At 68.5% G+C, this 26,571-nt stretch carries 23 protein-coding genes; 16 read left to right on the top strand and 7 right to left on the bottom strand.

The window, feature by feature from the left end:
* Positions 1–342 carry a GNAT family N-acetyltransferase gene (locus tag EV647_RS27745; RefSeq protein WP_202876340.1) on the bottom strand — a complete coding sequence of 114 codons (342 nt, stop codon included), beginning with the start codon at positions 340–342 and terminating at the stop codon, positions 1–3.
* Between the two features lie 81 nt (positions 343–423).
* The gene (locus tag EV647_RS27750) at positions 424–1,086 is read right to left on the bottom strand and encodes a class I SAM-dependent methyltransferase (RefSeq protein ID WP_134007904.1); all 663 of its coding nucleotides are present in this window, start codon (positions 1,084–1,086) and stop codon (positions 424–426) included.
* A gap of 110 nt (positions 1,087–1,196) precedes the next feature.
* On the opposite strand from EV647_RS27750, the gene EV647_RS27755 reads away from it, so the two are divergent.
* The 3 genes from EV647_RS27755 to EV647_RS27765 all read left to right on the top strand — a co-directional run bounded on the left by EV647_RS27755 (position 1,197) and on the right by EV647_RS27765 (position 3,674).
* A complete protein-coding gene (locus tag EV647_RS27755; RefSeq protein ID WP_008356322.1) occupies positions 1,197–1,298 on the top strand; it encodes a 30S ribosomal protein bS22 in 102 nt (33 codons plus the stop codon).
* 63 nt (positions 1,299–1,361) lie between these two features.
* A complete protein-coding gene (locus tag EV647_RS27760) occupies positions 1,362–2,348 on the top strand; it encodes an NAD-dependent epimerase/dehydratase family protein (RefSeq protein WP_134009094.1) in 987 nt (328 codons plus the stop codon).
* Between the two features lie 162 nt (positions 2,349–2,510).
* A complete protein-coding gene (locus tag EV647_RS27765) occupies positions 2,511–3,674 on the top strand; it encodes a lysophospholipid acyltransferase family protein (protein WP_134007906.1) in 1,164 nt (387 codons plus the stop codon).
* A gap of 1,090 nt (positions 3,675–4,764) precedes the next feature.
* On the opposite strand, the gene EV647_RS27770 is transcribed toward EV647_RS27765, so the two are convergent.
* Together EV647_RS27770 and EV647_RS27775 are read right to left on the bottom strand one after the other, a co-directional pair.
* Complete coding sequence (locus EV647_RS27770; RefSeq protein WP_238177427.1) at positions 4,765–5,874, bottom strand: DUF5667 domain-containing protein; 1,110 nt, start codon at positions 5,872–5,874, stop codon at positions 4,765–4,767.
* 217 nt (positions 5,875–6,091) lie between these two features.
* Positions 6,092–6,634 (bottom strand): sigma-70 family RNA polymerase sigma factor, encoded by a 543-nt coding sequence (locus EV647_RS27775; RefSeq protein ID WP_130384882.1) that lies wholly within the window; start codon positions 6,632–6,634, stop codon positions 6,092–6,094.
* A 393-nt stretch (positions 6,635–7,027) separates the two neighbouring features.
* Between EV647_RS27775 and EV647_RS27780 the strand changes: the two genes are divergently transcribed.
* The 7 genes from EV647_RS27780 (at position 7,028) to hemB (ending at position 14,526) form a co-directional block, all read left to right on the top strand.
* Positions 7,028–8,476, top strand: a complete 1,449-nt coding sequence (locus EV647_RS27780) for a class I adenylate-forming enzyme family protein (RefSeq protein ID WP_134007910.1) — start codon at positions 7,028–7,030, stop codon at positions 8,474–8,476.
* Positions 8,473–8,751 (top strand): glutaredoxin family protein, encoded by a 279-nt coding sequence (locus EV647_RS27785; protein WP_311136388.1) that lies wholly within the window; start codon positions 8,473–8,475, stop codon positions 8,749–8,751. Before EV647_RS27780 ends, EV647_RS27785 begins: the two co-directional genes overlap by 4 nt.
* Positions 8,752–8,851: 100 nt before the next feature.
* On the top strand, positions 8,852–9,607 hold the full coding sequence (locus EV647_RS27790) for a redox-sensing transcriptional repressor Rex (RefSeq protein WP_133789650.1): 756 nt from the start codon (positions 8,852–8,854) through the stop codon (positions 9,605–9,607).
* Positions 9,604–10,926: a glutamyl-tRNA reductase gene (locus tag EV647_RS27795; protein WP_134007912.1), complete on the top strand. Its 1,323-nt coding sequence runs from the start codon at positions 9,604–9,606 to the stop codon at positions 10,924–10,926. The genes EV647_RS27790 and EV647_RS27795 overlap by 4 nt, the downstream gene beginning before the upstream one ends.
* Positions 10,923–11,804 carry a hydroxymethylbilane synthase gene (hemC, locus tag EV647_RS27800; RefSeq protein ID WP_134007913.1) on the top strand — a complete coding sequence of 294 codons (882 nt, stop codon included), beginning with the start codon at positions 10,923–10,925 and terminating at the stop codon, positions 11,802–11,804. Before EV647_RS27795 ends, hemC begins: the two co-directional genes overlap by 4 nt.
* A complete protein-coding gene (locus EV647_RS27805) occupies positions 11,801–13,540 on the top strand; it encodes a uroporphyrinogen-III synthase (protein WP_134007915.1) in 1,740 nt (579 codons plus the stop codon). Before hemC ends, EV647_RS27805 begins: the two co-directional genes overlap by 4 nt.
* 2 nt (positions 13,541–13,542) lie before the next feature.
* Positions 13,543–14,526: a porphobilinogen synthase gene (hemB, locus tag EV647_RS27810; RefSeq protein WP_134007917.1), complete on the top strand. Its 984-nt coding sequence runs from the start codon at positions 13,543–13,545 to the stop codon at positions 14,524–14,526.
* On the opposite strand, the gene EV647_RS27815 is transcribed toward hemB, so the two are convergent.
* From EV647_RS27815 to EV647_RS27825, 3 genes are read right to left on the bottom strand one after another with little or no spacing between them, the layout of a single operon-like run.
* Positions 14,527–15,051 (bottom strand): dihydrofolate reductase family protein, encoded by a 525-nt coding sequence (locus tag EV647_RS27815; RefSeq protein WP_134007919.1) that lies wholly within the window; start codon positions 15,049–15,051, stop codon positions 14,527–14,529.
* 22 nt (positions 15,052–15,073) lie between these two features.
* A complete protein-coding gene (locus EV647_RS27820) occupies positions 15,074–16,108 on the bottom strand; it encodes a LacI family DNA-binding transcriptional regulator (protein ID WP_134007921.1) in 1,035 nt (344 codons plus the stop codon).
* Complete coding sequence (locus tag EV647_RS27825) at positions 16,105–17,658, bottom strand: FAD-dependent oxidoreductase (RefSeq protein ID WP_134007923.1); 1,554 nt, start codon at positions 17,656–17,658, stop codon at positions 16,105–16,107. The genes EV647_RS27820 and EV647_RS27825 overlap by 4 nt, the downstream gene beginning before the upstream one ends.
* A 164-nt stretch (positions 17,659–17,822) precedes the next feature.
* On the opposite strand from EV647_RS27825, the gene EV647_RS27830 reads away from it, so the two are divergent.
* The 6 genes from EV647_RS27830 to EV647_RS27855 all read left to right on the top strand — a co-directional run bounded on the left by EV647_RS27830 (position 17,823) and on the right by EV647_RS27855 (position 26,559).
* Entirely contained in the window at positions 17,823–19,475 is a 1,653-nt protein-coding gene (locus EV647_RS27830) for an FAD-dependent oxidoreductase (protein ID WP_202876341.1), read from the top strand.
* Position 19,476: 1 nt separating this feature from the next.
* On the top strand, positions 19,477–21,009 hold the full coding sequence (locus EV647_RS27835; protein WP_166680449.1) for an FAD-dependent oxidoreductase: 1,533 nt from the start codon (positions 19,477–19,479) through the stop codon (positions 21,007–21,009).
* Positions 21,010–21,019: 10 nt separating this feature from the next.
* Positions 21,020–22,624 carry an extracellular solute-binding protein gene (locus EV647_RS27840; RefSeq protein ID WP_134007927.1) on the top strand — a complete coding sequence of 535 codons (1,605 nt, stop codon included), beginning with the start codon at positions 21,020–21,022 and terminating at the stop codon, positions 22,622–22,624.
* Between the two features lie 5 nt (positions 22,625–22,629).
* A complete protein-coding gene (locus EV647_RS27845) occupies positions 22,630–23,583 on the top strand; it encodes a sugar ABC transporter permease (RefSeq protein ID WP_238177428.1) in 954 nt (317 codons plus the stop codon).
* A complete protein-coding gene (locus tag EV647_RS27850) occupies positions 23,577–24,458 on the top strand; it encodes a carbohydrate ABC transporter permease (protein ID WP_134007929.1) in 882 nt (293 codons plus the stop codon). The genes EV647_RS27845 and EV647_RS27850 overlap by 7 nt, the downstream gene beginning before the upstream one ends.
* 94 nt (positions 24,459–24,552) lie before the next feature.
* Entirely contained in the window at positions 24,553–26,559 is a 2,007-nt protein-coding gene (locus EV647_RS27855; RefSeq protein ID WP_134007931.1) for a hypothetical protein, read from the top strand.
* Positions 26,560–26,571: the final 12 nt, after the last annotated feature.

Below are 26,571 nucleotides of genomic sequence, written 5' to 3' on the forward strand. Positions count from 1 at the left end.
TCAGGTCGAGAGACCAGTCGTTGCAGCGCATCCAGTGCCCTTTCGGGTATTCGAAGTCGCGTTCACCGAGAAGCGTGAAACCTTCGCCACCTCACGCACGGCGGCCGTGGCCAGTCCACGCCCCTGGAACTCCGGCAGAATCGCCCACCCCGTCTCCCAGACAGTCTCGTCGCTCTCGCTGTGCTCCCAGTAGCCGATCAACCCGGCGCGCTCGCCGTCCTCGGTGACGATCACGAACATCTGCCCGGTGAAGCGTTCTCGACGTACTTCCGATGCCGGTCCCGCAGCTTCCCGGGCGTCTCCGGACCACCGAGGTACGCCGTCATCTCCGGCGTATTGCACCGCTCGAGCAGCCGGAAGTCCTGCTCAGTCCAAGAAACCAGCGTCACCATGCCGGCAGTACATCAGCCGCCGGCGACAATCTCAGGCCGGGCGGTGGGCCCGGAAGGCGAACGCGTGCGGGACGTCGTAGCCGCCGGGTTCCTCGAAGCGGTCCACGACCAAGCCGCTGCTGATCACGGCGTTCAGGTAGTCCGCCAGCGGGACATGGTTCATGCCGATGCGGCGGCGGATACCGTCCTCGCTCCACCAGGGCGACTCGGTGTGCCAGCCGGATTGCCGGTACGTCGGGTGGACGATCCGGCGACCGTCCTCGGCGTACACGACGTGCGGACCGTTGAAGCACGGGTGCACGCCGTACACGACCAGCACCCCGCCCGGTCGCAGTACTCGCGCCGCCTCCAGGAGGACCGCACCGAAGTCGTCCACATCGGTGGAGGTCCACAGCGTGATCGCGGTGTCGAACGACTCGTCCGCGAAGGGCAGGGCCGCAGCGTCGCCGTGCATCAGCGGGCCGTCGGTACGCATCCTGGCGCGGCGGAGCTGGTCGATGGAGTAGTCCAGCCCCACGACAGTGCGCCCGCTGGCGCGGATGCTCTCGAAGTTCCGCCCGGTGCCGCAGCCGATGTCCAGGCACGGCCCGGATCCAGGCCCGAGGAGGTCCAGCAGACCAGGCTGATGAGGCTCGGCGTCCTTCCCGAAGCGTTCGTCGTACCACTCCGCAAGACCGTCGTACCGAGCCCGCATCCAGCCTCCCCAGGTAAGGTCCCAGTCTACTGGTGCAGCCTGCTTTAGGTCGGGACAGTGACCTACGGGTAAGCTTTGCCGACGTTCTCTTTGAGTTTGGATGGTCAGACGTGGGTTCCGTAATCAAGAAGCGCCGCAAGCGTATGGCGAAGAAGAAGCACCGCAAGCTGCTGAAGAAGACGCGGGTGCAGCGCCGCAAGCTCGGCAAGTAGCCGGGGCAAGTACTGGTCTGCCGCGCCCGGTCCGGCTGGGGGTTGCTCGTGGCACAGGTAGTGATGGTGACCGGCGTCTCGAGGGACGCCGGTGCTCGCTGTGCCCGCAGACTGGCTGACGACCCATCGATCGGCACCGTTCTCGGTGTCGACGTGGTTCCGCCGCGCGCGGAGCTGGGGCGGGTCCGGTTCGTCCGGGCGGATATTCGTAATCCGGTGATCGCCAAGGTGATCGCCGCCGAGGACGTGGACACGGTCGTCCACACCGGCGTTGTGGCCACGCCCGGCAGCGCCGGTGGCCGGTCGTCGATGAAGGAGATCAACGTCATCGGCACCATGCAGCTGCTCGCTGCCTGCCAGAAGGCGCCCGGTGTGGCCAAGCTGGTGGTGAAGTCGTCGACCACGGTGTACGGCGCGGGTCCGCGGGATCCGGCGATGTTCACCGAGGAGATGGCGCCGCGGGCGATCCATCACCACGGATTGAGCAAGGACGCCGTCGAGGTCGAGGGCTACGTGCGGGGCTTCGCCCGGCGCCGCCCCGACGTCTGCGTCAGCACGCTCCGGATGGCGAACTGGATCGGCCCGAAGACCGATTCCCCGATCACGCGCTACTTCGCGATGCCCGTCGTACCGACCGTGTTCGGGTACGACGCCCGCCTGCAGTTCCTGCACGAGGACGACGGTGTCGAGGCGATCCACCACGCGACCGTCAACGATCTCCCGGGGACGTTCAATCTGGCCGGTGACGGCGTGCTCTCGCTGTCCCAGGCGATCCGCCGCCTCGGCCGGCCGACGCTGCGGCTCCCTTCGTTCACCGCGTCCAGCACTGCGGCCGCCGTACGGCGAGCCCGGCTGGCGGACTTCTCGCCGGACCAGATCACCTTCCTGACCTACGGGCGGGGAGTGGACACGACGCGGATGCGGACCGAGTTCGGGTTCGAGCCGAAGTACTCGACCGCGGAGGCGTTCGACGACTTCCGCCGATCGCTCGGGACCGGCGCGATGACCCGGGTGGCCGGTTTGCTCACCGCAGGTTTAAGGGGTGTCTGATGGTGCCACGCCTACTGCGGGGCACTCGGCACGGCACCTCGCCGCACGGGTGCAAAGGCCACGATGCTCCGCATCGAGACCTTCGCCCCCGCACGCCGATGCACCGCACCGAGCACCTCCTCGCTACGGCGTGGAACCATCAGACACCCCTTGGGGCGCTGCGTGGCTGATGCGGACGTGATCCCGATCGGTTCCGGCGGCCGACCGGGCCGGGGGAGTGGACGTCGTACGACGCCCTCGGCCGCGGCTCGTGCGCTCGCGGGGCAGGGCGGTCGCGGGAAGAAGAACAGCCGCGCCGGAGCGCAACGCGACGAGCGAGCCGACGCCGATGTCACGGCGAGCCGTGCCTCGAAGAGCGGCCCCGCGACGGACCGGCCGTCCGGCGAGACGCCGGTCGAGCCGGTTGGCGCCGTACCGGATGTCGATGGGCCCGAGGCGCCTGCTGGTTCTGACTTCGCCGGGCTCGAGCAGGCGGTGCGGGGACTGTTCGGGGAGGACGGGGAGCGGCGGGTCGCCGAGTGGCTGGCGTTCCTGCGTCGGCGGTTGACCGGGGAGTACGAGCTCGACGAGTTCGGGTACGACTCCGACCTGACCGACCAGGTGCTGCTGCCGATGCTGCGCCCGATGGTGGAGAAGTGGTTCCGCGTCGAGGTCCGCGGGATCGAGAACATCCCGTCCGACGGCAGCGCTTTGATCGTCGCGAACCACTCCGGCACGATGCCGCTCGACGGGCTCGTCACGCAGGTGGTCGTGGCGGATCACACCGGCCGACCGCTGCGCACGCTGGCCGCGGACCTGGTCTTCCAGACGCCGTTCGTGGGTGAGCTGTCCCGCAAGGGCGGTGCGACGCTGGCGAACAACGACGACGCCGAGCGGCTGCTCCGGCAGGGGAACCTGGTCGGTGTCTGGCCGGAGGGTTTCAAGGGGCTCGGGAAGCCGTTCGCCGAGCGGTACAAGCTGCAGCGCTTCGGGCGCGGCGGGTTCGTCAGCGCGGCGATGCGGACCGGCGTACCGATTGTTCCTTGCTCGATCGTGGGCGCCGAGGAGATCTATCCGCTGGTCGGCAACATCGCCTCGTTGGCGCGGCTGCTGGGCGTCCCGTACATCCCGGTCACGCCGTTCTTCCCGCTGCTCGGGCCGCTCGGCCTGATCCCGCTGCCGTCCAAGTGGCTGATCGAGTTCGGCGAACCGATCCGCACCGACGACTTCCCCGACGGCGCCGCCGACGACCCGATGCTGGTCTTCAACGTCACCGACCAGGTCCGCGAAACCATCCAGCAAACCCTCTACACCCTCCTCATGCAACGCCGCAGCGTCTTCTTCTGACCCCACCCGCTGCCCCGCCCAGAGCACGGCTGATCGCCCAGCCACCGCCTCTCCCGCGCGCACCATCTCTCGCTTCGCGCGCCGCCCCCGCTCCGCGCGCCTCCCTCCTGTTCCACCGGGTGGGTGCGGGAGGACCCGCCCCGTCGAGGCCGCCGCCGGCAGAAGAGCCAGGGTTACCCCCCTCGCATGCAGGGTTCTCCCCTCGCGTATCAGCAGAGAACCCACAACGCGAGGGGATAACCGCCCCGATGCCGTTCAGCTCAAAGGAGTGCGCCGGCCGGCAATCCCGTCGGTGGTCACACCGGCCAGCCCCGGCCACGCCTCAAACCGGAGGTTGCCTCCTCAACTGCAGGGTTGCCCACCGAAAATCCGAGGGAGCATCCCACCACAACAGGGTGCAACCCGGCCAACGCAGGAATCAGATGCCCGCTGTCGACGAAGCCCATCACAGCCTGAGCTCCGGGACCGGGGAGGATTACCCGCCGGATCCGGTACACGAGCCTCCCCGCTTCGGGCCGATTCGGCAACTCCGACGACCGTCAACTCCTGAGGCGGAGTGCATGACGGCCTCCTGTTGGGAAACAAATGTGCAAATGCCGACGATTTCTTCCCATCACCGGGATTGACGGCCGGACCACGTCCTTCACTGAACGGCACTGGGATAACCCGTCGTCTGCTCGATGCAGGGGCGGATGACTGGGCGGTCTTGCGGGGCGGGAAGGGCGGCGGGGAGTGGAGGCAGGCGCTGGTCACTGGGGACAGGCAATACCGGGAGCCGTCCCACCACCGGCTGTCGCAGGACCCCGGATCGGGCTGATCACCACCCACACATCGGACAGGACAGCCGGATGTCTCCTCGAATGTCATCCGTCGGCGCGGTTGGCGACGGGAGCAACCGGGTGCGGGGCGGGAAACGGAGTACGCCCGGGGGGTACGCGCAGGCGGGGAAATGGTGCGCGCGGAGCGGGAGATGGTGTGTGCGCAGGGTGGGGAGGTGGTGGGGCGCCGGGGAAGAGGGCCGTGGAGGGGGACGGCGCAGCCCCCGGCACGTGGTGCTTGTGCCGGGGGCTGGCGTGCTCGGGTTCGGTGACTACTTCCAGGGTGGGAAGAGGGTTTGGATGATTCCGGGCAGGTTGATCAGTGGTGTTGTCGGGAACGGCCATGGCCAGGACGGTGTGGCCGGGGGCAGCGTTGAAGGCAGCACGGTGGGCGTCGCAATCGGCGAGTTTGACGACGACGGCCGGGGTGGTGTCTTCAGGCTGGTCGGAGGCGGAGCGGTGGACTGCTGCACGATGGTCGTGTTCGGCAGCTTGGTCGGCACGGTGGTCGGCTGCTGAGAGATCGAGTTGACCGGTGTCGGGATCGTCGACGACGCCTTGGGGCTCGACGACGCCTTGGCCGGGTTGCTCGACTCGGAGCCGGTGCCGGGGCTGGTGCGGTTCGGCTGGTTGTTCGTGCCGGTGCTCGGCGCGCCCGACGGCTTCGGTGCCGCACACTTCGGGCATGCCGCCGAGGTGTGCTGCGCCAGCTGCTCGATCGTGGCCAGTGCCTCGACTCCGGACTTCAGCGACTCCGGCGGGAGTTTCGGCGCGAGCTCGACCAAAGCCTGGCGGGCGCTGGTGATGAACGCCGTGATCGCGGTGATCGAACTCTCGTCGTTGTCCTGCTGGTACGACGCGACCAGTCGGGACACGCCCTTGCGGGCCTGCGCCGAGAAGTCGTCCAGTGTCGCGTTGATCGTGCCCACCGAGCCGCCGTTGCTCGCCAGCTCCCGGACTTCGGACAATCGGGTCATCGCGTGCTCGAGATCGCGCCGGCCGCGGGAGTCGTCGCCGACTCCGACATTGGTCGCCACGTTCTCGATGCTGCGCTTCATTCCGTACAAGGTGTCGCCGGGCATGGCCTGCTGAGCGGCGGCGGCGGAACCGATGCCACCTCCGAGCAGCACCAGCGCGGCGGTGCTGGCCACGAGCCGGATCCTCCGGCCCTGGCGACGACGGATATCTGTCACGGACGCGCCAACGTCCTCGCTACCCGGCGGGTCGTCCGAGTCGTCTGGTGCGGTGTGCACCGTCAACGGAGTCGCAGTGGTCGCCGCGCGCGCCGCCGCCTGCTCCAACAGGCGGTGCCGCAGCTCGGCACTGAACTCCGGTCGCGGGGCAACTGCGCCGGCGGTCCTCAGCCGTCCGACGAGCTCCACAGCTTCCAGTAACTCGGGGTCATCGCCCAGTCGCGTGGAGTGACGGGGCCCGTGATCGACCGCATGCGCGAATGCCTCCGCGCGCGCTCGAGCCCTGTGTAGGTCACTCATGAGTTCTCGTTCTCCTCAATGGCCAGTCGGGGTCACCGACAGGTCCTCACCAGGCAAACGAGGTAACTCCCTGACGGGTTACGAAAGACGTTCGTTGTCATCCGCCTCATCTCAAGTCCTTGGGGATAACCTTCGCCAAGTGCCGTACGGCCCTCAGCTGGAGTTGCTTCACGGCGCCTTCGGATTTCTCCAGCGCCTTGGCCGTTTCGGCGATCGACAGACCGGCGAAGAACCGCATCGTCAAGCAGTCGCGCTGCTCGTCGGGCAGGCCGGCGACCGCGTCCCGGAGGACCTCGGCGGTGGCCGCGGCCAGCACGTCGATCTCCGGGCCTTCGGTCTGCCGGTCGTGGGTCTCGATCTCGTCGGTGACCACCTCGAGCCGGACCCGGCCCGACTTGTAGTGATCGGTGATCAGGTTCCGGGCGATCGTCACCAGCCAGGCTCCGAAGTCCCGGCCCTGCCAACGGAACGAGTCCAGCGCGCGGAGCGCCCGAACGAAGGTCTCGCTGGTCAGGTCCTCGGCGAGTGCCGAGGACGACACCCGTGCGTAGATGTAGCGATAGACGGTGAGCGAGTACTCGTCGTACAGCTCACCGAAGGCACCGACGTCCCCGGCCTGGGCGCGATCGACGAGCTCCGCACGTCTCATCCCGTCCGGGCTTGGCTCCGGCGTGGTCAAGTGTTCTCCCCGTTCAACTGACACGTCGTTCGACACATCCGCGAATGGCCACAGCGACTGGGACAGCACTGAACGTTACTGCTCAGATACGTGCTGTCAACAGGCTGGGGCGTGCCGCCTTCCGTCCGGTCCGATGGGTCACGAATGCGCCAGCGGACTGCGTCCGCGGGACGGAGCAGCCTGCTGTCGGGGGTAGTGCATTGCGCATGAAGGTCCCCGCTCGCGGGCGGGTTTCTGCAGTGTGAGGTTCAGCAGAAGCGCGCTCGCGAAGTCACCTGTATATCGGTGGTTACGCTCCGCTGCAACCGTTCTGTGAAAGACGGTTGCTCCCGCAGCGGATCCCGGCCGTGACAGACTCGCCTGGTGAACGTGAATTTCGCGGACATTCTTCGTGACACAGCGCAACGGCACGGCGAGCGTCCCGCGCTGGTCGACGGGGATCGGCGGCTGACCTGGAGCGAGCTCGACCAGGCCGTCGACCGGACCGCGCAGGGGCTCGCCGCGGCCGGCCTGGTGCCGGGGTACCGGGTGCTGCTCCTGGTTGCCAACAGCATCGAGTTTGTCACGTCCTACCTGGGCATTCTCCGGGCCGGGCTGGTCGCCGTACCGCTGAACACCGGGCTCACCAAACCCGAGTTGGCGGCCGTCACGGCGCACTCCGGAGCCCGGCTGGCGATCGCCGGACCGGGGCTCGCGGACCGGTTCGAGGGTGTCCGCACGGTGGCACCCGACGAGCTCCAGGGTGACGCTCCGTTACTGCCGTCGAAAGATCCCGAGACGCTCGCGGTCCTGCTCTACACGTCCGGAACCAGTGGAGATCCGCGCGCCGCGATGCTCACCCATCGCGCCCTGGCGGCGAATGTGCGGAACCTCAGCGAGCTCGGCGAGGACCGGATGGGGCCCGAGGACGTGGTGCTCGGGGTGCTGCCGATGTTCCACGCGTTCGGCCTGAACGCGGTCCTCGGCTGGGCGGTCGCCACCGGCGCCGCGCTCGTCGTCGAGCAGCGCTTCGATCCCGACGAAACGCTCGACCTGGTCGGCCGGTACGGCGTGACACGGCTGCCGCTCGCTCCGCCCGCACTGAATGCGCTGCTGACCCGCTCCGATCTGCGAGAGGCGCTCGAGACCGTCAAGGTCGTGCTGACCGGCGCGTCCACGCTGGATCGCGCGCTCGCGGACCGCTTCGAGCGGGCCACCGGGCTGCATGTCCACCAGGGGTACGGCCTGACCGAGGCGTCCCCGGGCGTCACCACGACCCTGGGCGAGGCCGAGCCGAAGCCCGGCTCGGTCGGCCGCCCGCTGCCGAACGTCGAGGTCCGGATCGCCGACGAGCAGGGCGAGGACGTCGAGGGCGACGACCCCGGCGAGATCCTGATCCGCGGCGGCAACCTGTTCTCCGGCTACTGGCCGGACGGCGTCGACGGCCCCGACGCGGAGGGCTGGTACCGGACCGGCGACGTCGGGTTCCTGGACGCGGACGGCGACCTGTTCCTGGTCGACCGGCTGCGGGAGCTGATCATCGTGTCCGGGTTCAACGTCTTCCCGAGCGAGGTGGAGGACGTGCTGGTCGCCGCTCCCGGCGTACGGGAGGCCGCGGTCATCGGCGTACCGTCCGAGGAGACCGGCGAGGCGGTCAAGGCCTTCGTCGTGCCGTCGCCGGACGCATCGGTCGACATCGCCGCGGTCCGCGAGTACGCCGAGGGCCGGCTGGCGAGGTTCAAGAGCCCGGTCGAGATCGAGGTGGTGGACAACCTGCCGCACTCGGTCACCGGCAAGGTCGCGAAGGGCCGGCTCCGGGAGGCGGACCGGTGACCGAGCGAAGCGAGGGCACCAAGACAACACAGCGTCCCTCAAGTCGTGTGGTGATGTACGGGAAGCCCGGCTGTCATCTGTGCGACGACGCGCGGGAGGTCATCCGTGCGGTCTGCGCCGAGGTGGGCGCGGACTGGTCCGAGGTGGACATCACGCAGGACGACCGGTTGTTCACGCAGTACGGCGAACAGATCCCGGTCACGTTCGTGGACGGGAAGCAACACGACTTCTGGCGCGTGGACCCCGCCAGACTGCGAAAGGCCCTGATGAGGTAGGGGTCACTTCCGCCGATTTTGTTCTCACGTTCACAAGCTCCTAGAGTAAGAGAGCCGCCGGCCGTCAGACCGCGGTGAACCAACCGCTCCCAGGAGAATTGTGACGCGTGCCAGCAGCCGTCGCCCCGGCCCGCCGACGAGAACCGAACGCGGCATCCCCGAGGCGACTGTCGCGCGCTTGCCGGTCTACCTGCGGGCCCTGACCGCGCTCTCGGACAGTGGCATCGCGACCGCGTCGAGCGAGGACCTGGCGACCGCGGCCGGCGTCAACTCGGCCAAGCTCCGCAAGGACCTGTCCTACCTGGGCTCCTACGGCACCCGCGGCGTCGGGTACGACGTGGAGTACCTGAGGTACCAGATCGCCCGCGAGATCGGCGTCACCCAGGACTGGGCCGTGGTCATCGTCGGGATCGGAAACCTGGGCCACGCGCTGGCGAACTACTCCGGCTTCGGCACCCGCGGCTTCCGGATCGTCGCCCTGCTGGACGCCGATCCGACCCTGGTCGGCGAGCGGATCGGCGAGATGGAGGTCCGCGACTTCGCCGAACTCGAGGACATCGTCAAGGCCGACCGGGTCTCGATCGGGGTCATCACCACGCCCGCCGGTCCCGCGCAGGACGTCTGCGACCGGCTGGTCGCCGCCGGCGTGACCAGCATCCTGAACTTCGCGCCCGTGGTGCTGTCCGTGCCCGACGGCGTCGACATCCGCAAGGTGGACCTCTCGATCGAGCTGCAGATCCTGGCGTACCACGAACAACGAAAGTCCGGAGAGGCGGCGCTCCCCCAGGTGCCCGAACTACCAGCGCTGAACGGTATGCCGGATCTCCCGAGTGTCGGGGGAGGTGTCGGCGCATGAGTTACCTGGTTGTCGGCATCAGTCACCGTTCTGCTGCCATCGACGTACTGGAGCGGGTCGCGCTCGACGCGGACGCGGCCACCAAGGTGGCCCTGGCGGTGCGGGACTCCGCGGCCGTCGCGGAGTCCGCTGTCCTTGCCACCTGCAACCGCACCGAGGTCTACGCGACCGTCGACCGGTTCCACGCAGGGATGGACGAGGTCACCGGGATCCTGTCCGACGTCACCGGCGTACCGCTGCTGGATCTGGCCGAGCACCTCTACGTGCACTTCGAGGAAGGCGCGGTCGCGCACCTGTTCCAGGTCGCGGTCGGGCTGGACTCGATGGTCGTCGGCGAGAGCCAGATCCTCGGCCAGGTGAAGGAGACGCTGCGCGTCGGCCAGGACCTGGAGACTGTCGGCACCGACCTGAACGCCCTGTTCCAGCACGCGTTGCGGGTCGGCAAGCGGGCCCGCACCGAAACCGGGATCGACTCGGCCGGCCGCTCGGTCGTCTCGGCCGGGCTGGACGCGGTCGGCGGCTTCGCGGGCCGGCGTGCACTGGTCGTCGGCGCCGGCTCGATGGCCTCGCTGGCCGCCCAGACGCTGCTCAACGGCGGCGCGAAGACCGTGACGGTTGCCAACCGCAACTACGACCGGGCGGTCGCGCTGACCGACCGGATCGGCGGTACGGCGATCCGCCTGGCAGACGTGCCCGAAGCCTTGCGCGACGCCGACCTGGTCGTGTCGTGCACCGGCGCGCGCGGCGTCGTACTGACCGCCGAGACGATCCGCGACGCGACCGACGGCCGGCCGCTCGGCGTACTGGACATCGCGCTGCCGCGGGACGTCGCTCCCGAAGCGGCCCGGATCCCCGGCGTCACCCTGATCACGCTGGCCGACCTGATCGGTACGGCGGGCGGCAGCCAGGACGACATCGACGAGGTACGCCGGATCGTCGGCGAGGAGACCGGTTCGTTCGAGGCGACCCGCCGGGCTGCTTCGGTGGCGCCGACCGTGGTCGCGCTGCGGGCGATGGCGAGCTCGCTGGTCGACGCCGAGCTGGCCCGCCTCGAGCGCCGGCTGCCCGAGCTCGACGAGCACGAACGGCACGAGGTCGAGCGGACCATCCGCCGCGTCGTCGACAAGGTGCTGCACAACCCGACGGTCCGGGTGAAGGAGCTCGGCGGCGATCCGGGCGGACCGACGTACGCCGACGCGCTGCGGCAACTGTTCGCGCTCGACCAGGCGACCGTGGACGCGGTCACGGCCGCGAAGACGCCGGCCGAGACGAGCAACACCCGCGCCGACTCGAAGGCGACCGGAGGTGAGCAGGCATGATCAGGCTCGGCACCCGCCGCTCCAAGCTGGCGACCGCGCAGTCGACGATCGTGGCCGACCAGCTGCGCGCGCTCGGTCACGAGGTCGAGCTGGTCCTGATCACGACCACCGGCGACGTGAACCGCGCACCGGTCGAGCAGATCGGCGGCACCGGCATCTTCGTCAGCGCCCTGCGCGACGCGCTGCTGGCCCACGAGATCGACATCGCCGTGCACTCGTTGAAGGACCTGCCGACCACGCCGCTCGACGGCCTGACGCTCGGTGCCATCCCGGTCCGCGAGGACCCGCGCGACGTGCTCGTCGCCCGCGACGGCCTGACGCTCGGCGAACTGCCGCGCGGTGCCCTGGTCGGCACCGGCGCCGCACGGCGCGCCGCGCAGCTCGACGCGCTCGGCCTCGGCATCGAGTGCACCGGCATCCGCGGCAACGTGGACACCCGGATCAGCTTGGTCACCGACGGCAAGTTGGACGCCGTGGTGCTCGCGAGGGCAGGCTTGTCCCGGTTGGGCCGGCTCGCCGAGGTGACCGAGACCCTGGACCCGATCCAGATGCTGCCCGCGCCGGGACAGGGTGCCCTGGGCATCGAGTGCCGCGCGGACGACACCGGCGTACTGGCCGCGCTGGCCCCGCTGGAGGACCCGGCGACCCGCGTGGCGGTGACGGCGGAACGCCAACTGATGGCCACGCTGGAGGCAGGGTGCACGGCTCCGGTCGGTGCTCTCGCCGAGGTGGTCGAGGGTGAGGACGGCCCCGAGCTCTGGCTGCGGGGCGCGCTCGGCCAGGACGACGGCGTACGGCGGCTCTCCGCGAACGGGCCGGTGGACGACCCGGTGTCTCTCGGCAAGGCGCTGGCGAACGAGTTGCTGGAGCGAACATGACACCGGCACAGGGCACGAGCACTGCGGCCCATCAGCAGGGCAAGAAGACGGCCCACAGGACGAGCAGGAAAACGACGAGGGCGAAGGCAGACGTGAGCGCGAAGACAGCCGCAACCGCGGCACCTCAGAAGGCCGCGACCAGTACCGCCAAGCAGACCAGACCGCTCGGCCATGTCACATTCGTCGGCGTCGGCCCTGGTGACCCGGCGCTGCTGACACTGGCGGGCCGGGACGTGCTCGCGAACGCCGACGCGGTCGTTGTCGAGGGCCCCGAACACGACGCGTTCCTGACCTACTGCAGGCCGGGCGTCGAGGTCGTGGACGGGTCCGGCGCCGAGGGCAGCCGGGCGCTGCGGGTCGCCGCCCGGGCCCGCCTGGTGGTGAAGACGGCCAAGTCCGCGGCGAACGTGGTCCGGCTGCTGACCGGCGACCCGTTCACCTTCTCCAGCGGCGCCGAGGAGGCGGCCGCGTGCAAGAAGGCGGGCATCGGGTTCAACGTGGTGCCGGGGGTGAGCGAGGTGAGCGCGGTTCCGACGTACGCCGGGATCCCGCTGACCATGAAGGGCGACCGCGAGGTCACCGTCGTCGACCTCGCCGAGAACAAGCTCGACCTGAGCCGCCTGCAGCCGAAGCAGACACTCGTCCTGCTGAACGCCTCCGAGGTGCTGAAGGAGACCGTCGCGGCGCTGGTGGAGGCCGGCTTCGACGCGTCCACCCCGGTCGCGGCGACGGTCTGCGGTACGACGACCTCGCAGACCAGCGTGGTGGGGACGCTCGAGACGATCGTCACCGACCTGCGGGCCGCGAAGGTGACCGGCGAGGCCGTGATCGTGGTCGGTTCGGTCGTCGAGCAGCGCGAGACGCTGTCCTGGTTCGAGACCAAGCCGCTGTTCGGCTGGCGGATCCTGGTCCCGCGGACCAAGGACCAGGCCGGCCCGCTGATGGACCGGCTCCGTCGGTACGGCGCGATGCCCGAAGAGGTCCCGACGATCTCGGTCGAGCCGCCGCGCAACCCGCAGCAGATGGACAAGGCGATCCGCGGTCTGGTCGAGGGCCGCTACGAGTGGGTTGCGTTCACCTCGGTCAACGCGGTGAAGGCGGTCCGGGAGAAGTTCGACGAGTACGGGCTGGACGCGCGGGCGTTCTCCGGGCTGAAGATCGCGGCGGTCGGCGACAAGACCGCCGAGGCGATCGGGGCCTGGGGCATCCGTCCGGACCTGGTCCCGTCCGGTGAGCAGTCCGCCGCCGGGCTGGTCGAGGACTGGCCGCCGTTCGACGAGGTGCTGGACCCGATCAACCGGGTGTTCCTGCCGCGCGCGGACATCGCCACCGAGACGCTGGTCGCGGGCCTGACCGATCTCGGCTGGGAGGTCGACGACGTCACGGCGTACCGGACCGTCCGGGCCGCTCCGCCGCCCGCGCCGACCCGCGAGGCGATCAAGTCCGGCAAGTTCGACGCGGTCGTGTTCACCTCGTCCTCGACCGTGCGGAACCTGGTGGGCATCGCCGGCAAGCCGCACGCGTCGACGGTGATCGGCGTGATCGGCCCGGCGACGCTGAAGACCGCCGAGGAGCACGGCCTGCGGGTCGACGCGATGGCCGAGACGCCGTCCGTCGAGGAGCTGGCCGACGCCCTCGCCCGGTTCGGTGCGGATCGGCGTGACACCATGGTGGAGGCCGGCGAGCCGGTCACCCGCCCGTCCGAACGTCGGTCTGGTTCTCGTCGAAAGAGCTGAATGTGCCTGGATTCCCGGAAGTGAGGCCCCGGCGGCTGAGGTCGTCGGAGGCGGTGCGCAGGCTGGTCGCGGAGACCTCGCTGGAGCCGCGGCAGCTGATCCTGCCGATGTTCATCCGGGAAGGCGCCCGCGAGCCGATCGCGATCAAGTCGATGCCGGGCGTCGTACAGCACACCCGGGACACGGCGCGGAAGGCGGTCGCCGAGGCGGCTTCGTTGGGCCTCGGCGGCGTGATGCTGTTCGGCGTACCCGCTGAGAAGGACGAGGTCGGGTCGGGTGCGCTGGACCCGGACGGGATTCTGAACGTCGCGATCCGGGACGCGGTGTCCGAGGCCGGTGACTCCTTGCTGGTGATGTCGGACCTGTGCCTGGACGAGTTCACGTCCCACGGGCACTGCGGCGTACTGGACTCCTCCGGGCGCGTGGACAACGACGCGACGCTGAAGATCTACGCGGAGATGGGTGTCGCGCAGGCCACTGCCGGCGCGCATGTCGTCGGCCCGTCCGGGATGATGGACGGTCAGGTCGGCGTCATTCGTACGGCGCTGGACGCGGCCGGATTCATCGACACGGTGATCCTGGCGTACGCCGTCAAGTACGCGTCGGCGTTCTTCGGGCCGTTCCGGGAGGCCGTCGACTCGTCGCTGACCGGTGACCGCAAGACCTACCAGCAGGACAACGCGAACGCCCGCGACGCGATCCGCGAGGTCGACCTCGACATCGCCGAGGGTGCCGACATCGTCATGGTCAAGCCCGCGCTGCCGTACCTGGACATCGTCCGCCAGATCCGCGACCACGTGAACGTCCCGGTCGCGGCGTACAACATCTCCGGCGAGTACGCGATGGTCGAGGCCGCCGCCGCCAACGGCTGGATCGACCGCGACAAGGCCATCCTCGAAACCCTCACCTCGATCCGCCGAGCCGGCGCCGACACCATCCTCACCTACTGGGCCACCGAAGTAGCCCAGCACCTGACCTACCGCTGATCAGCGCGCCACCGAGTAGTCGGATTGGGTGAAGCCGGCCTTTAAGGTGCGGGTGGCGTTGTGGGTCAGGGGGATGTCGGTGGGGACTGGGCCGAAGAGGGGGATGCCGGCGCCTAGGAGGACGGGGGCGGTGGTGATGGTTAGTTCGTTGAGGAGGCCTGCCGTGAGGAAGGTCTGGATGGTGGCGGCTCCGTCGGTGTAGATGCGCTGTGCGCCACGGTCGTTGAGCGTCTCGACGAGGGCGTCCAGGGTGCGGTGGACGAGGATGCGGTCGTCGATGTCGGGGTCGAGCGTGGTGCTCAGGACCTCGACCTCCTTGCCTTCGTACGGCCAGGTGTCGAACTTGCAGGCCAGCTGGTACGTCTTGCGCCCGAGTACGACGGTGTCCACCGACGCCAGGAACTCGTCGTACCCGGTCTCCCCGGCATGCTCCGCACGACTGGTCAACCAGTCGATGGACCCGTCGACCCGCGCGATGTAACCGTCGAGGCTGGTGGCGATGAACGCAGCGGCATGAAAACTCACAACCACCATTTTCCACGACCGCTCAACGCGGCGAAGGCCCGACCGTCCCTTCCAGGGTGTGCTCGCACGGAAGCAGGATCTGGCGCTCGTAGTCGCCGTTCGGCTCGGTCAGGAGACTGGTGAGCAGCCGGACCGCGCGGCGCCCCATCGCGTTCCGCGGTACCCGCAACGTTGCCCACGGCAAGGAGCCGACCTCGGTCTCGTCATCGACCAGCAGTACGACGGACAGGTCGCCGGGCACCGACAGCCCGCGGAGGTTCAGCATCGCCGCGAGGACCCGCAGCAGATTGACGGACTCGACCAGGATCGCGGTCGTCCCGGCCGCCAGTGCCTGGTCCAGCCAGCCGGTCGTCAGCCCGGACGGAGCCGAGAACACCGGCTCCGGCACCGGCAGCGCAAACCGCTCCAGCGCCCCGGCGAATCCGGTCCACCGATCCTCCTGCGGCTCGTCGCGCGACTGCTCGCCGAGATACGCGAACGTCCGGTGGCCGAGTGCGACCAGATCGTCGACGATCTCGCCGGTCGCGGTCCGGTAGTCGCCGCCGACGTAGCTGATCGACGCTCCGGGCACCTCCCGATGACCGACGTACACGAACGGATAACCCTCGTAGGCCAGCCGGGCCAGGTCCTCGCGGTCCGCGTGGTGACCGAGCAGCAGGCTGCCGGCCGCCTGCCGGAGCCCGTTCGTGTCGTCGGCGAAGATCCGCCGTACGCCGGACTCGTCGGGAGCGGCCGTGAACAGCACCAGGTTGCACCCCTCGGCCGCGGCCTGCTCCTCGATCCCGCGCAGGAACTCGAAGTAGTAGTCCCGGGAACTCGTCGGGAAGATCGGCTCGAACGTGTGGACGCCGAGCAGGTGCGGCGTGGCTCGGGCGACCGCTCGCCGTTGCCCGGCCGGCGCGTACTGGAGCCGCCGGGCCGCGTCCATGACGCGGCGCTGCGTACCGGCCGAGATCCGCCCGAGGTCCGCCGTACCGTTCATCACCATCGAGACGGTCGATTGCGAAACCCCGGCCGCTTTGGCCACGTCCGCCTGCCGCGATGCGGTCTTCTTCATGCCGCCTCCCCTCTGGGCCACCCCACGATGCCACCCGACCCGGTCAGGTCCCGGCGCAGTACGTCGTAGTCCACATCCTGTACGGCGATCCGCGCGGACACCGCGAGCGACGCAGCACAACCGGCGGCTTCGCCGACCGTCATGAACACAGGCTCCATCCGCACCGACGCGAACGCCACGTGCGACGCCGACACCGCCGCCGCGACCAGCAGGTTCGCGCACTCGGAAATCCGCGGAACGATCGACCGGTACGAGATGCCGAACGGGCGGACCAGCGGAACCTGCACATTTCCCTCGTTCCGCGGATTTCCGTCGACCAGCACGCGCCGGGCGTTGTGCGAGTCCATCACGTACGACGCCACCGCGATCGGGTCCGGCACCACGGTCCGTCCGGTCGCCTCGTGCTGCGTGACAACGTGTTCCGCGACCATCCGCCGACCTTCCCGCACATACAGCTGGTGCGGCCAGTACGACGTTTTCCTGAACTCGCCCGGCGCGAGTCCGAAGGCCTGTGTCGCCGCACGTACGTCGGCAGGCAGGTCCGCCGAGGTCGACAGGTAGTGGAGCATCCCGGCCTGGTAGCGAACGTGGTCCTGGAAGATCTCCTCCCGGCGGGCGTAGCCGGCCTCCGGCCACTCGTCGCTCGCCCCGATGTGGTCGGAGGAGAACGCGCCGTGGTTGTTCATGTCGAACACCCTGCCATGCACCCGCGTGGTCCGCCCGTACAGCTCGTAGATCCCGGCCTCGAGGTACCGGCGCAGCAGCTCGTACCGCGAGGCGTCGTACCCCGCCGGCCGTGGGAACGGGATCCGGTGCGGTCCGTCGGTCACGTGCAGCCGGAAGTTGTACGCCTGCACGTGCCGGTCTCCGGATCCGATCGCGCCGTACGGCTCCGCGGAGATGCCGGGGAGCAGGCCGCTGGACGGCTGGCCTGGTACGACGTACGGATCGACGGGCCGCTCGAACTGGTGGTTGATGCTGTGCTGCACACCGGCGATCGATTCACCGTACACCGCCGACGACTCGCGCCCGACCGTGTACGAGACGCCGGCCGCGGCCAGGAGATCGCCTTCGTACGACGCGTCGACGTACACCTGCGCGCGGTAGCTGGAGCCGTCGTCGGTGCCTAGCTCGGTGATCCGGTTGCCGGTCTTCGTCACGTCGAGCAGGTGCCGGCGTCGATGGAGTACGACGCCTGTGTCGGCCAGCCAGCGCAGGAAGATCTCCTCGGCGACGTGCGCCTCGACCTTCCAGTGCGGATCCGGCGCGTGGTACGCCGCCGCGACCTCGGCGTAGAAGGCCAGCGCCAGCCCGCCGATCGTCCGCGCGTCGCCGACGTCGGTCTCGCCCAGACCGGACGCGGTCATGCCGCCGACCTGGTCGTCGAACGCGAGCAGGACGACGCGGAGCCCGGAACGTGCCGCCCGGACGGCGGCGGTGACCCCTCCGGACGTCGCGCCGTACACCACGACGTCGGCGTCGGTGGGTCCCGCGGGCTCAGCCGCCAGCGGTGGGCGGTGGTACTGGAGACCTTCGAGTGCGAGCGTCATGTGGACCGTTGTATCAGCTCCGGTGCTGATAATCAGCTAATACTTCATGGCTCACAAATCGGGCTGTAGCAAGCTATTGACAGCGAACGAGAGGTCGAGCGTACGGTGATCCGCAACCCGGGAGAATAGATTTTGCTGAACTATTAGCAGATATGAGGATGGTCGTGACCGATCGAGAACTGAGCGCCGGACTGCTGGTGGTGGGCGGTGGCCTGGGTGGTGTGGCCGCGGCCCTGACCGCCGCCAAGCTCGGGTGCCAGGTGCTGCTGACCGAAGAGACCGACTGGCTCGGTGGACAGCTGACCGCCCAGGCGGTGCCGTCCGACGAGCACCCGTGGATCGAGAGCCCGCACATCTCGTCCGGGTACCGCGAGCTGCGGACCCGGATCCGGGACTACTACCGGCGCAACTACCCGCTGACCGCCGAGGCGCTCGCGCAGCCCGCGCTCAACCCAGGTCTCGGTAACGTCAGCCGGCTCTGTCACGAGCCTCGCGTCGCGGTCGCCGTGATCGACGAACTGCTGGCGCCGTACGTCTCCGCCGGCCGGATCACCGTGCTCTACAACCACGTGCCGACGGCTGCGACGACCGATGGGGACCGCGTCACGTCGGTCACACTGCACGGTCCGGGCGGATACGTCACCGTGACCGCGCCGCTGGTCGCCGACGCGACCGAGCTCGGCGACCTGCTCGAACTCGCCGGCGTCGAGCACGTGATCGGCGCGGAGGCGCAGAGCGAGACCGGTGAACAGTACGCCGCGGAGGTCGCGGACCCGCTCGACCAGCAGGCGATCACCTGGTGCTTCCCGCTCGAGTACCGTCCGGGCGAGGATCACACGATCGAGCGGCCGGCGTCGTACGACCACTGGAAGACGCATGTGGATCCGTTCTGGCCGGGGCCACAGCTGTCCTGGGTGAAGATCGACATCAAGACGATGGGCGGCCGCGAGAATCGGATCTTCGAGGTCGACATGGACGTCCCGCACGCTGCCGACCTCTGGCACTTCCGCCGGATCCGCGCGCGCAGCCAGTTCGACCGGTCGCTGATCGACACCGACATCTCGCTGGTCAACTGGCCGAACGTCGACTACTGGGAGGCGGCGCTGGTCGGTCCGGGCACCGATAAGGACCGCGCTCTGCAGCGTTGCCGCGAGCTGTCTCTGTCGTACCTGCACTGGATGCAGACCGAGGCACCCCGCCACGACGGCGGCACCGGCTACCCGGGCCTCAAGCTCCGCGCGGATCTCACCGGTACGGCGGACGGCCTCGCGAAGTCGGCGTACATCCGGGAATCCCGGCGGATCAAGGCGCGGTTCACGGTGCTCGAGCAGCATGTCGCTGTCGCCGATCGCGGTCCCGAGGCCGGTGCGGAGTTCTTCCCCGACGGTGTCGGCGTGGGGCATTACAACATCGACCTGCATCCGAGCACCGCCGGGATCAACTACGTCAACCTCGAGGTGTACCCGTTCCAGATCCCGCTCGGCGCGCTGATCCCGCAACGGCTGCGGAACCTGCTGCCGGCGAACAAGAACATCGGCACCACGCACCTGACGAATGGTTGCTACCGGCTACATCCGGTCGAGTGGAGTATCGGCGAGGCCGTCGGCGCCCTGGCAGCGCAGTGCTTGACCAGCGGCACCGAACCGCACGCGGTCGCCGACTCCGCACAACTGACCGAGGATCTGCAGCGGGTGCTGACCGGAACACTGAAAGTGCCGGTCAAATGGCCTGACAGCATCGCTCGCACGCGTCCGTCCCAGGCCGCCAACCCGACGCCGGTGCATGCGGCGCCGCAACCTCGCGCAAAGGCCAGCTGACATGACGGACGCACAGGAATACGACGTCATCATCTACGGCGCGACACTCGCCGGGATCATGGCCGCGCTGCGCCTGCGGGGCAGGGGCTATCGCAGCCTGGTGCTCGAGCCGACCGGCCACGTCGGCGGCATCGTCGCCGGCGGTCTGGTGAAGAGCGATACCCCGAACACGCTTTCCGCCCTGGCCGGCTGGACGCAGAGCCGCTTCTTCGGCGGCATAGCGGCCGAGTACGGCAGCGACGACCGGGCCGACGGCCCGCGGTACCGCTTCGAGCCGAAGGTCGCCGAGCGCGTCGCGCGGGGGCTCCTCGACGATGCCGAGGCCGACGTACTGGTCAACGAACGTATCCACGGGCCTGCCGATGTCGAGGTTCGTGGCGACCGGATCCAGGGCGTTCGCACCAGCCACGGCTGGCGGCGGGCGCGGGCGTTCGTGGACGCGTCGTACGAAGGAGACCTCCTGGCAGCCGCGGGCGTCCCGTACGCCGTCGGTCGAGAGCCGGCCGGCCGGTACGACGAACCACTCGATGGGTTCCTGCCCGACCGGGCGTACCGTCGGCGGGCGTTCCGGCCGAACACGTTCTACCCGGTGAAGCCGGTGCCGACGGAGGCACCCGGGGACGGCGACGCAAAGGTGCAGGCGTACAACTTTCGCGGCGTACTGGACAAGGGGCCGGACCGGATCCCGTTCGAGAAGCCGGACGACTACGACCCGAAGCTCTACACGTACCTCGGCCAGCTGCTCGAGCAGCGCGGGGTCACCGGGCTCTCGTCGATCGTCACGCACACGGCGCTGCTGCCGAACGACAAGTACCAGACCAACCAGGCGCTGTTCATCGGGTTCGACCTTCCGGGCGCGTCGTGGGACTACCCGGACGGCTCGTGGCAGCGGCGCGACGAGGTGATCGCCGAGCACGTCCGCTGGCATCGCGGAATGCTGTACTGGCTGGCGAACGATCCGTCACTTCCGGAAAGTTTCCGAAAGGATGCCGGAACGTTCGGACTGCCTCCGGACGAGTTTTCCGACAGCCCTTACGGACAAGGGTTTCCGCACGCGCTCTACATCCGCGAGGCGCGCCGGATGATCGGGCAGACCGTGCTCACGCAGCACGACCTGCGGCGACCGGGCAACACCAAGGAAACCGCAGTCTGCTGCTGGAACTACGGCATCGACTGCCACATCGTCCAGTACTACGCCGAAGGCGACGACACGATCGTCGGCGAGGGAACCGTTACCGGGACCGAGAAGAACGGTCCGGTCGACCTGTACCAGCTGCCGGCCGAGGTGCTGTTCCCGGCCCGCGGCGGGATCGGGAACCTCGTCGTACCGCTCTGCTTCTCGGCCAGCCACGTCGGCTACCTGTCGGCCCGGATGGAGCCGAACTACGGAATGCTCGGCGAGGCCGCGGGGGAGCTGTTGGCTCAATCGCTGCGGACCGGCCAGGCCGTCCAGGACTACGACTACCCGGCGCTCGCCGCCGCCCTCACCGAGCACGGCAGCATCCTCTCGCTGCCCGAGCTGCACCAGAACTAGGAGAGTGCTCATGCAGTCGAACAGGCGGGACTTCCTCAAACTGACCGGTGGCGTTTCGTTGCTCGCGGCGACCTCCGGCACGGTGCTGGCGGGCTGTGGCGGGTCCGACGGATCGGGCACCGCGGCGAAGGCGGCCGCGAAGGCGACACCACCCGAGTACCTGCCCTACACGTCGGTGAAGCCGGACCTGCCGGGCACGGCCGACGGCGTGATGCCGGGCTTCTTCAAGTATCCGCGTCAGTTGGTCGACGGGTACAAGGACAAGCCGGGTGCGGGCGCGGGTGACGTCAAGATCCTCACCAACATGTTCAACCCGGCGCCACCCGGGGCCGGCAGCAACACGTACTGGAAGGCGCTGAACGAGCGGGTCGGCGCGAACCTCGACATCACGATGACGCCCGCCGCGGACTACGTGAGCAAGTTGTCGACCGTGATCGCCGGCGGCGACCTGCCGGACATCCTGATGATCGCGTCGAAGTTCCCCAACCGCGGCGAGATGCTCACCAAGCTCTGCGCGGACCTGACCTCGCACCTGTCCGGATCGGCGGTCAAGGACTACCCGTTCCTGGCCAACCTGCCGACCGACTCCTGGTTGCCGACGATGTACAAGGGCGGGATCCACGCGATCCCGATCGCGCGGTCGGTGATCGGGACGATCATGTTCAGCCGGGTGGATCTCATCAAGGCCCGGTCGCTGAACCCGGAGCCGGCCAGCTACGCGGACTTCGTCGAGACCGCGAAGGGCCTGACCGACGCGAAGGCGAACAAGTGGGCGTTCGGTGCGTCGAAGGGCGTGACCACGTTCATCGGCAACATGCTCGGTGTACCGAACGTCTGGAAGCAGGACGGCGGAAAGTTCGTTTCCGAGCTGGAGGTTCCGGAGCGGAAGGAAGCAGTCGCCCGGACCGCCGAGTTGGTGAAGGCCGGCGTTTTCCACCCGGATGCCCTGGGCGGGAAACTCCAGCTCCGCGACCTGTTCGGCAACGGCACGATCGCGCTGAACGCGGACGGGTACGCCGCCTGGGACCTGATGGCCGACACGTACGGCGTCGACGTCGGCGGAATGCCTGTTCCGGGGTACGACGGTGCTCAAAAAGGTAAGCCCGTGCAACGCGAAGGCGCCGCGATCTTCGCGCTGACCGCGTTCAAGAAGGCCGGCGACGACCGCGTCAGGCAACTGCTCCGGATCTGCGACTGGCTCGCCGCGCCGCTCGGAACCAGCGAGTACATGTTCCGCCGGTTCGGTGTCGAGGGCATCCACTACACCTGGAAGGGCGACAAGCCGGAGCGCACGTCGGCGGGCAAGACCCAGGTGAGCCTGCCGCTCGAGTACGTCGCGGACGCGCCCCACGTCCTCGGGCCGTCCAACGAGCAGCGGGTCCGTACCCAACGCGCGTACCAGGAAAAGATCGTTCCGAACCTGCTCGCGAACCCCTGCGCCGGACTGTACTCGGCCACCTCGATCAGCAAGGCCGACGAGCTCGACAAGCTGATCAACGCCGCCGAGCTGGACATCATTTCCGGCCGGAAACCGATCAGCAGCTGGGACGACGCCGTCGCGAACTGGAAGAAGCGCGGCGGCGACAAGATCCGCGACGAGTACTCCAACCAGTGACTCTCGTGCTGCAACGGAGAACGGTTGCGCGGAGCAACCAGAAGACCTTGACCGGGTGGCAGCGGTTCCGGCGGGACCGGTTCCTGCTGCTGATCGGGTTGCCGGGCGTCCTGCTGCTGGTCCTGTTCCACTACGTGCCGCTGCTCGGGAACGTGATCGCGTTCAAGGACTACGCGCCGTACCTGGGGATCACGGAGGCGCCCTCGGCCGGTCTGGACAACTTCCGGGTGATCGTCGACGGCGACCCGGACTTCGTCAACGCGCTGGTCAACACGCTGGTGATCTCGTGCGTGCAACTGGTGCTGGTGTTCCCGGTGCCGATCGCGCTCGCGCTGCTGCTCAACTCGTTGCTCAGCGAGCGGTTGAAGCGGGTCGCCCAGTCCATCCTGTACCTGCCGCACTTCATGTCCTGGGTGATCGTCGTCGCGATCTTCCAGCACATGCTCGGCAACGCGGGCCTTTACAACACCTGGGCCCGCGCGCACGACCTGCCGCTGCTGAAGATCATCGGCAACCCCGATCTGTTCATCCCGCTGATCACCTCGCAGGTGATCTGGAAGGACGCCGGCTGGAGCACGATCATCTTCCTGGCCGCGATGTCCCGCGTCGACACGCAGCTCTACGAATCGGTCGCCGTCGACGGCGGCGGGCGCTGGCGCCAGCTCTGGCACGTGACGCTGCCGGCGATCCGTCCGGTGATCGTCCTGCTGCTGATCCTCCGCCTCGGGGACGTGCTCTCGGTCGGGTTCGAGCAGATCTTCCTGCAGCAGGGACCGGTCGGGCTGGACGCGTCCGAAGTCCTGGACACCTACGTCTACAACCACGGCATCGTCGGCGGCAACTGGGGTGTGGCCGCCGCGGTCGGCCTGGTCAAGGGGCTGATCGGCACGATCCTCGTGCTGGGCGCCAACAAGGTCGCCCATCTGTTCGGTGAGCGCGGGGTGTACTCGAAATGGTGAACCTGATCAGCGGTACGGCGCCGCCGAGCACACCGGTCCGCGGGTTGAAAGGCGTCGTACTGATCGTCGCCTGCGCGCTCGTACTTGTACCGTTCCTCGCCGTCCTCTCGACCTCGCTCGCCGACCAGCAGCAGATCACCAGTTCCGGCGGGTACGTGCTGTTTCCGCACGATCCCTCGTTCGCGGCGTACGAAGCGATCTTCCGCGGCGGTGTCGTCACCCGGGCGACGATCGTTTCCGTCCTGCTCACCGTGGTCGGGTCGGGGCTGTCGATCGTGGTCGTCGTCTCGATCGCCTACTCGCTGTCCCGGCCCGGATCGTGGGGACAGCGGCCGCTGCTGTTCATCGTCTTGTTCACGCTTCTCTTCAGCGCCGGAATCATCCCGAACTACCTGCTGATCAAGGAGCTCGGGCTGATCGACTCCTACTGGGCACTGATCCTGCCGGGGCTGACCAGTGCGTTCCAGATCATCATCGTCCGCGCGTTCTTCCTCGACGTACCGGCCGAGATCATCGACGCGGCCCGGATCGACGGCGCCAACGAGCTGCAGATCCTCACCAGGGTGATGCTGCCGCTGTCGAAGGCGGTGGTCGCCGTGGTCGGCCTGTTCAGCGCGGTCGGCTACTGGAACGCGTACTTCAACGCGATCCTCTACATCAACTCACCCGAGAAGTGGCCGCTGCAGCTGGTCCTGCGGACCTACGTCGTCGACAACACCCAGGTCGGCGGCGATCTGCCCGGCGAGGTGATGCCGCCGCAGCAGTCGTTGCAGATGGCAATCCTCGTCGTCTCCCTCGTTCCGATCTGCCTGGTCTACCCGTTCCTGCAGAAGCACTTCGCGAAGGGCGTTGTGCTGGGGGCGGTGAAGGGCTGAGTCCCACCTTCCGTCCGAGAAAGGTTCCGCCATGCCTTCCGACGAATTACAACCCCCTGCCCGACTGAGTCGCCGTACCCTGTCCGTTCTCGGGGTGACAGGCCTCGCAACCGCCGTCGCCGCCCAGCCGGCTCACGCCGCCGACAAGAAGTCTGCCTTGGCGGCAGCGACCGGCGTCGCGAGCACCGTCGCAGACCTCCGAGCCACGCCCGGTACGTCGGACGGCGAACAACTTCTCCTGCTCGGCTACACAGCACCTGGTCTCGGCGGAGGTGTCGTCTACTGGGACGCCGCCGCGACCGACCCCGACGACGGGGGCATGGTCTTCGCCGTCACAGGTACGGCGACCGGCCGCTGGAAACGCCCGCGCACCAACGAGCTCGACCTGTCCTGGTACGGCGTGACCGGCGCCGGTACGACGGACGACTCGGGTCGACTGCAGAACGCCGTGAATGCGCTGCCTGCCGGTGGAACGATCACGATGGGCCCGGGCACGATCCGGCTCGAGCACACGGTCACCGTCAAACGTGTGCCGGTCGTGTTCCAGGGCGCCGGTGCGAGCGACGAGTTCACCTCCGGCACGCAGATCGTGCTCGCCACTGGGACCGCCGACGGGTTCGTGCTGTCCGGTGTGCACGGGGGCGGTTTCCGTGACCTGCAGATGCACGGCGAGAGCCTGACCGGCGGCGCAATGATCCGGACCCAGCAGGAAAACGGTCTCGGAAACTACCTGATCTCGTTTTCCGACTGCCGCTTCATGGACGGCTACAACGGCGTCATCCTGCGCAGTGCCAACACCGTCCGTTTCCGCAACTGTGTCTGGAACGGCTTCTCCGGGCAGCAGGTGATCCTGCTGAACGGTCAGAACAACATCTCCCGCGCCGATCCGGTCGAGTTCGTCCAGTGCGCGATCGCCGCCGGTACCGCGAACCCCGGTGTCGACAACGTGGTGATCGACGGACAGGGCGGATCGATCAAGTTCATCGCGACCGCGATCCTGTTCGGTCACCACGGCATCTGGATGCGGAACACCACGTCCGAGGGCCTGCCGAAGTTCCTGTACTTCGAGGGCGGCGGCTTCGAGAACGGTCACGGCGTACCGGTGTTGCTGGAGGCGGGTGCTCAGGCGCAGTTCATCAACACCTACATCTCGGCCGACAACGCCGAGGACGCGGTTCGGATCGGCGTGGGGTTCACCGGCACGGCGACGTTCGCGAACTCGGTGATCCGCGGCTGCGGCCGGCACGGGATCGACATCGCGTCGACCCGGATCACGGTCACCGGATGCCTGATCGGGAACAACGGGCGGATGGCGCACCCGTCGTTCGCCCAGCAGATCACCGGTGTGGCGTCGAGCGCGGCCGGTGTCCGGATCACGACGGCCGCACCGCACACCTGGGAGACCGACGACCGGGTCACGCTGCAGGACGTCGGCGGCGCGACGGGGCTGAACGCGGCCTGGCCGATCGCCGTCGTCAGTGCGACATCGTTCGACCTGGTCGGCGCGACCCTGACGCAGGCCTGGACCTCGGGCGGAATCGTGTTCCGGAACGGTTCCGGAATCAATCTGCGATCGACCGCGAACCGGATCGTGCTCACCGGGAACGCGATCGGCGGCCTTGCGGACGGGGTGAACCGGCAGGAGTACGGGATCGTCAACCGCAGTACCGACGTACTTGCTGCCAGCAACGAGCTCACCGGTAACAACGCCGGCCCGTACCTCGCCTACGCGGCCGCCCGGTTCACTGGCAACAAGGGCGTCGAGCAGACCGACGGATGGCTCACCCTACGGCTCCCGGGCACGGTGACCGACGGCCTGTACGACTTCAGCGACCTCCTGTACGTCGACGGCCGTCCGATCCGTGTCACCCGAGTAGCCCGCGCACTCAGCACCGGCTCCTGCCAACTCCGCCTCGAAGCCAACAACTCCCCGGCCGGCACCGCCGCCATCGACGCCACCTCGACAACCCAGTCCACCAAACTCGCCACTCCCATCCCCATCGACGGCACCAACGCGCCGGTCCGCATCCAACTCCGGGTGTCCAACGCAACCTCGGCCACCGGTCTCACTGCCCAGTTCGGTTACGAGATCCAGGCGTGACCTGCGAAGGCC

This window comes from Kribbella sp. VKM Ac-2566 (genome assembly GCF_004366005.1).
GTDB lineage: Bacteria > Actinomycetota > Actinomycetes > Propionibacteriales > Kribbellaceae > Kribbella > Kribbella pratensis.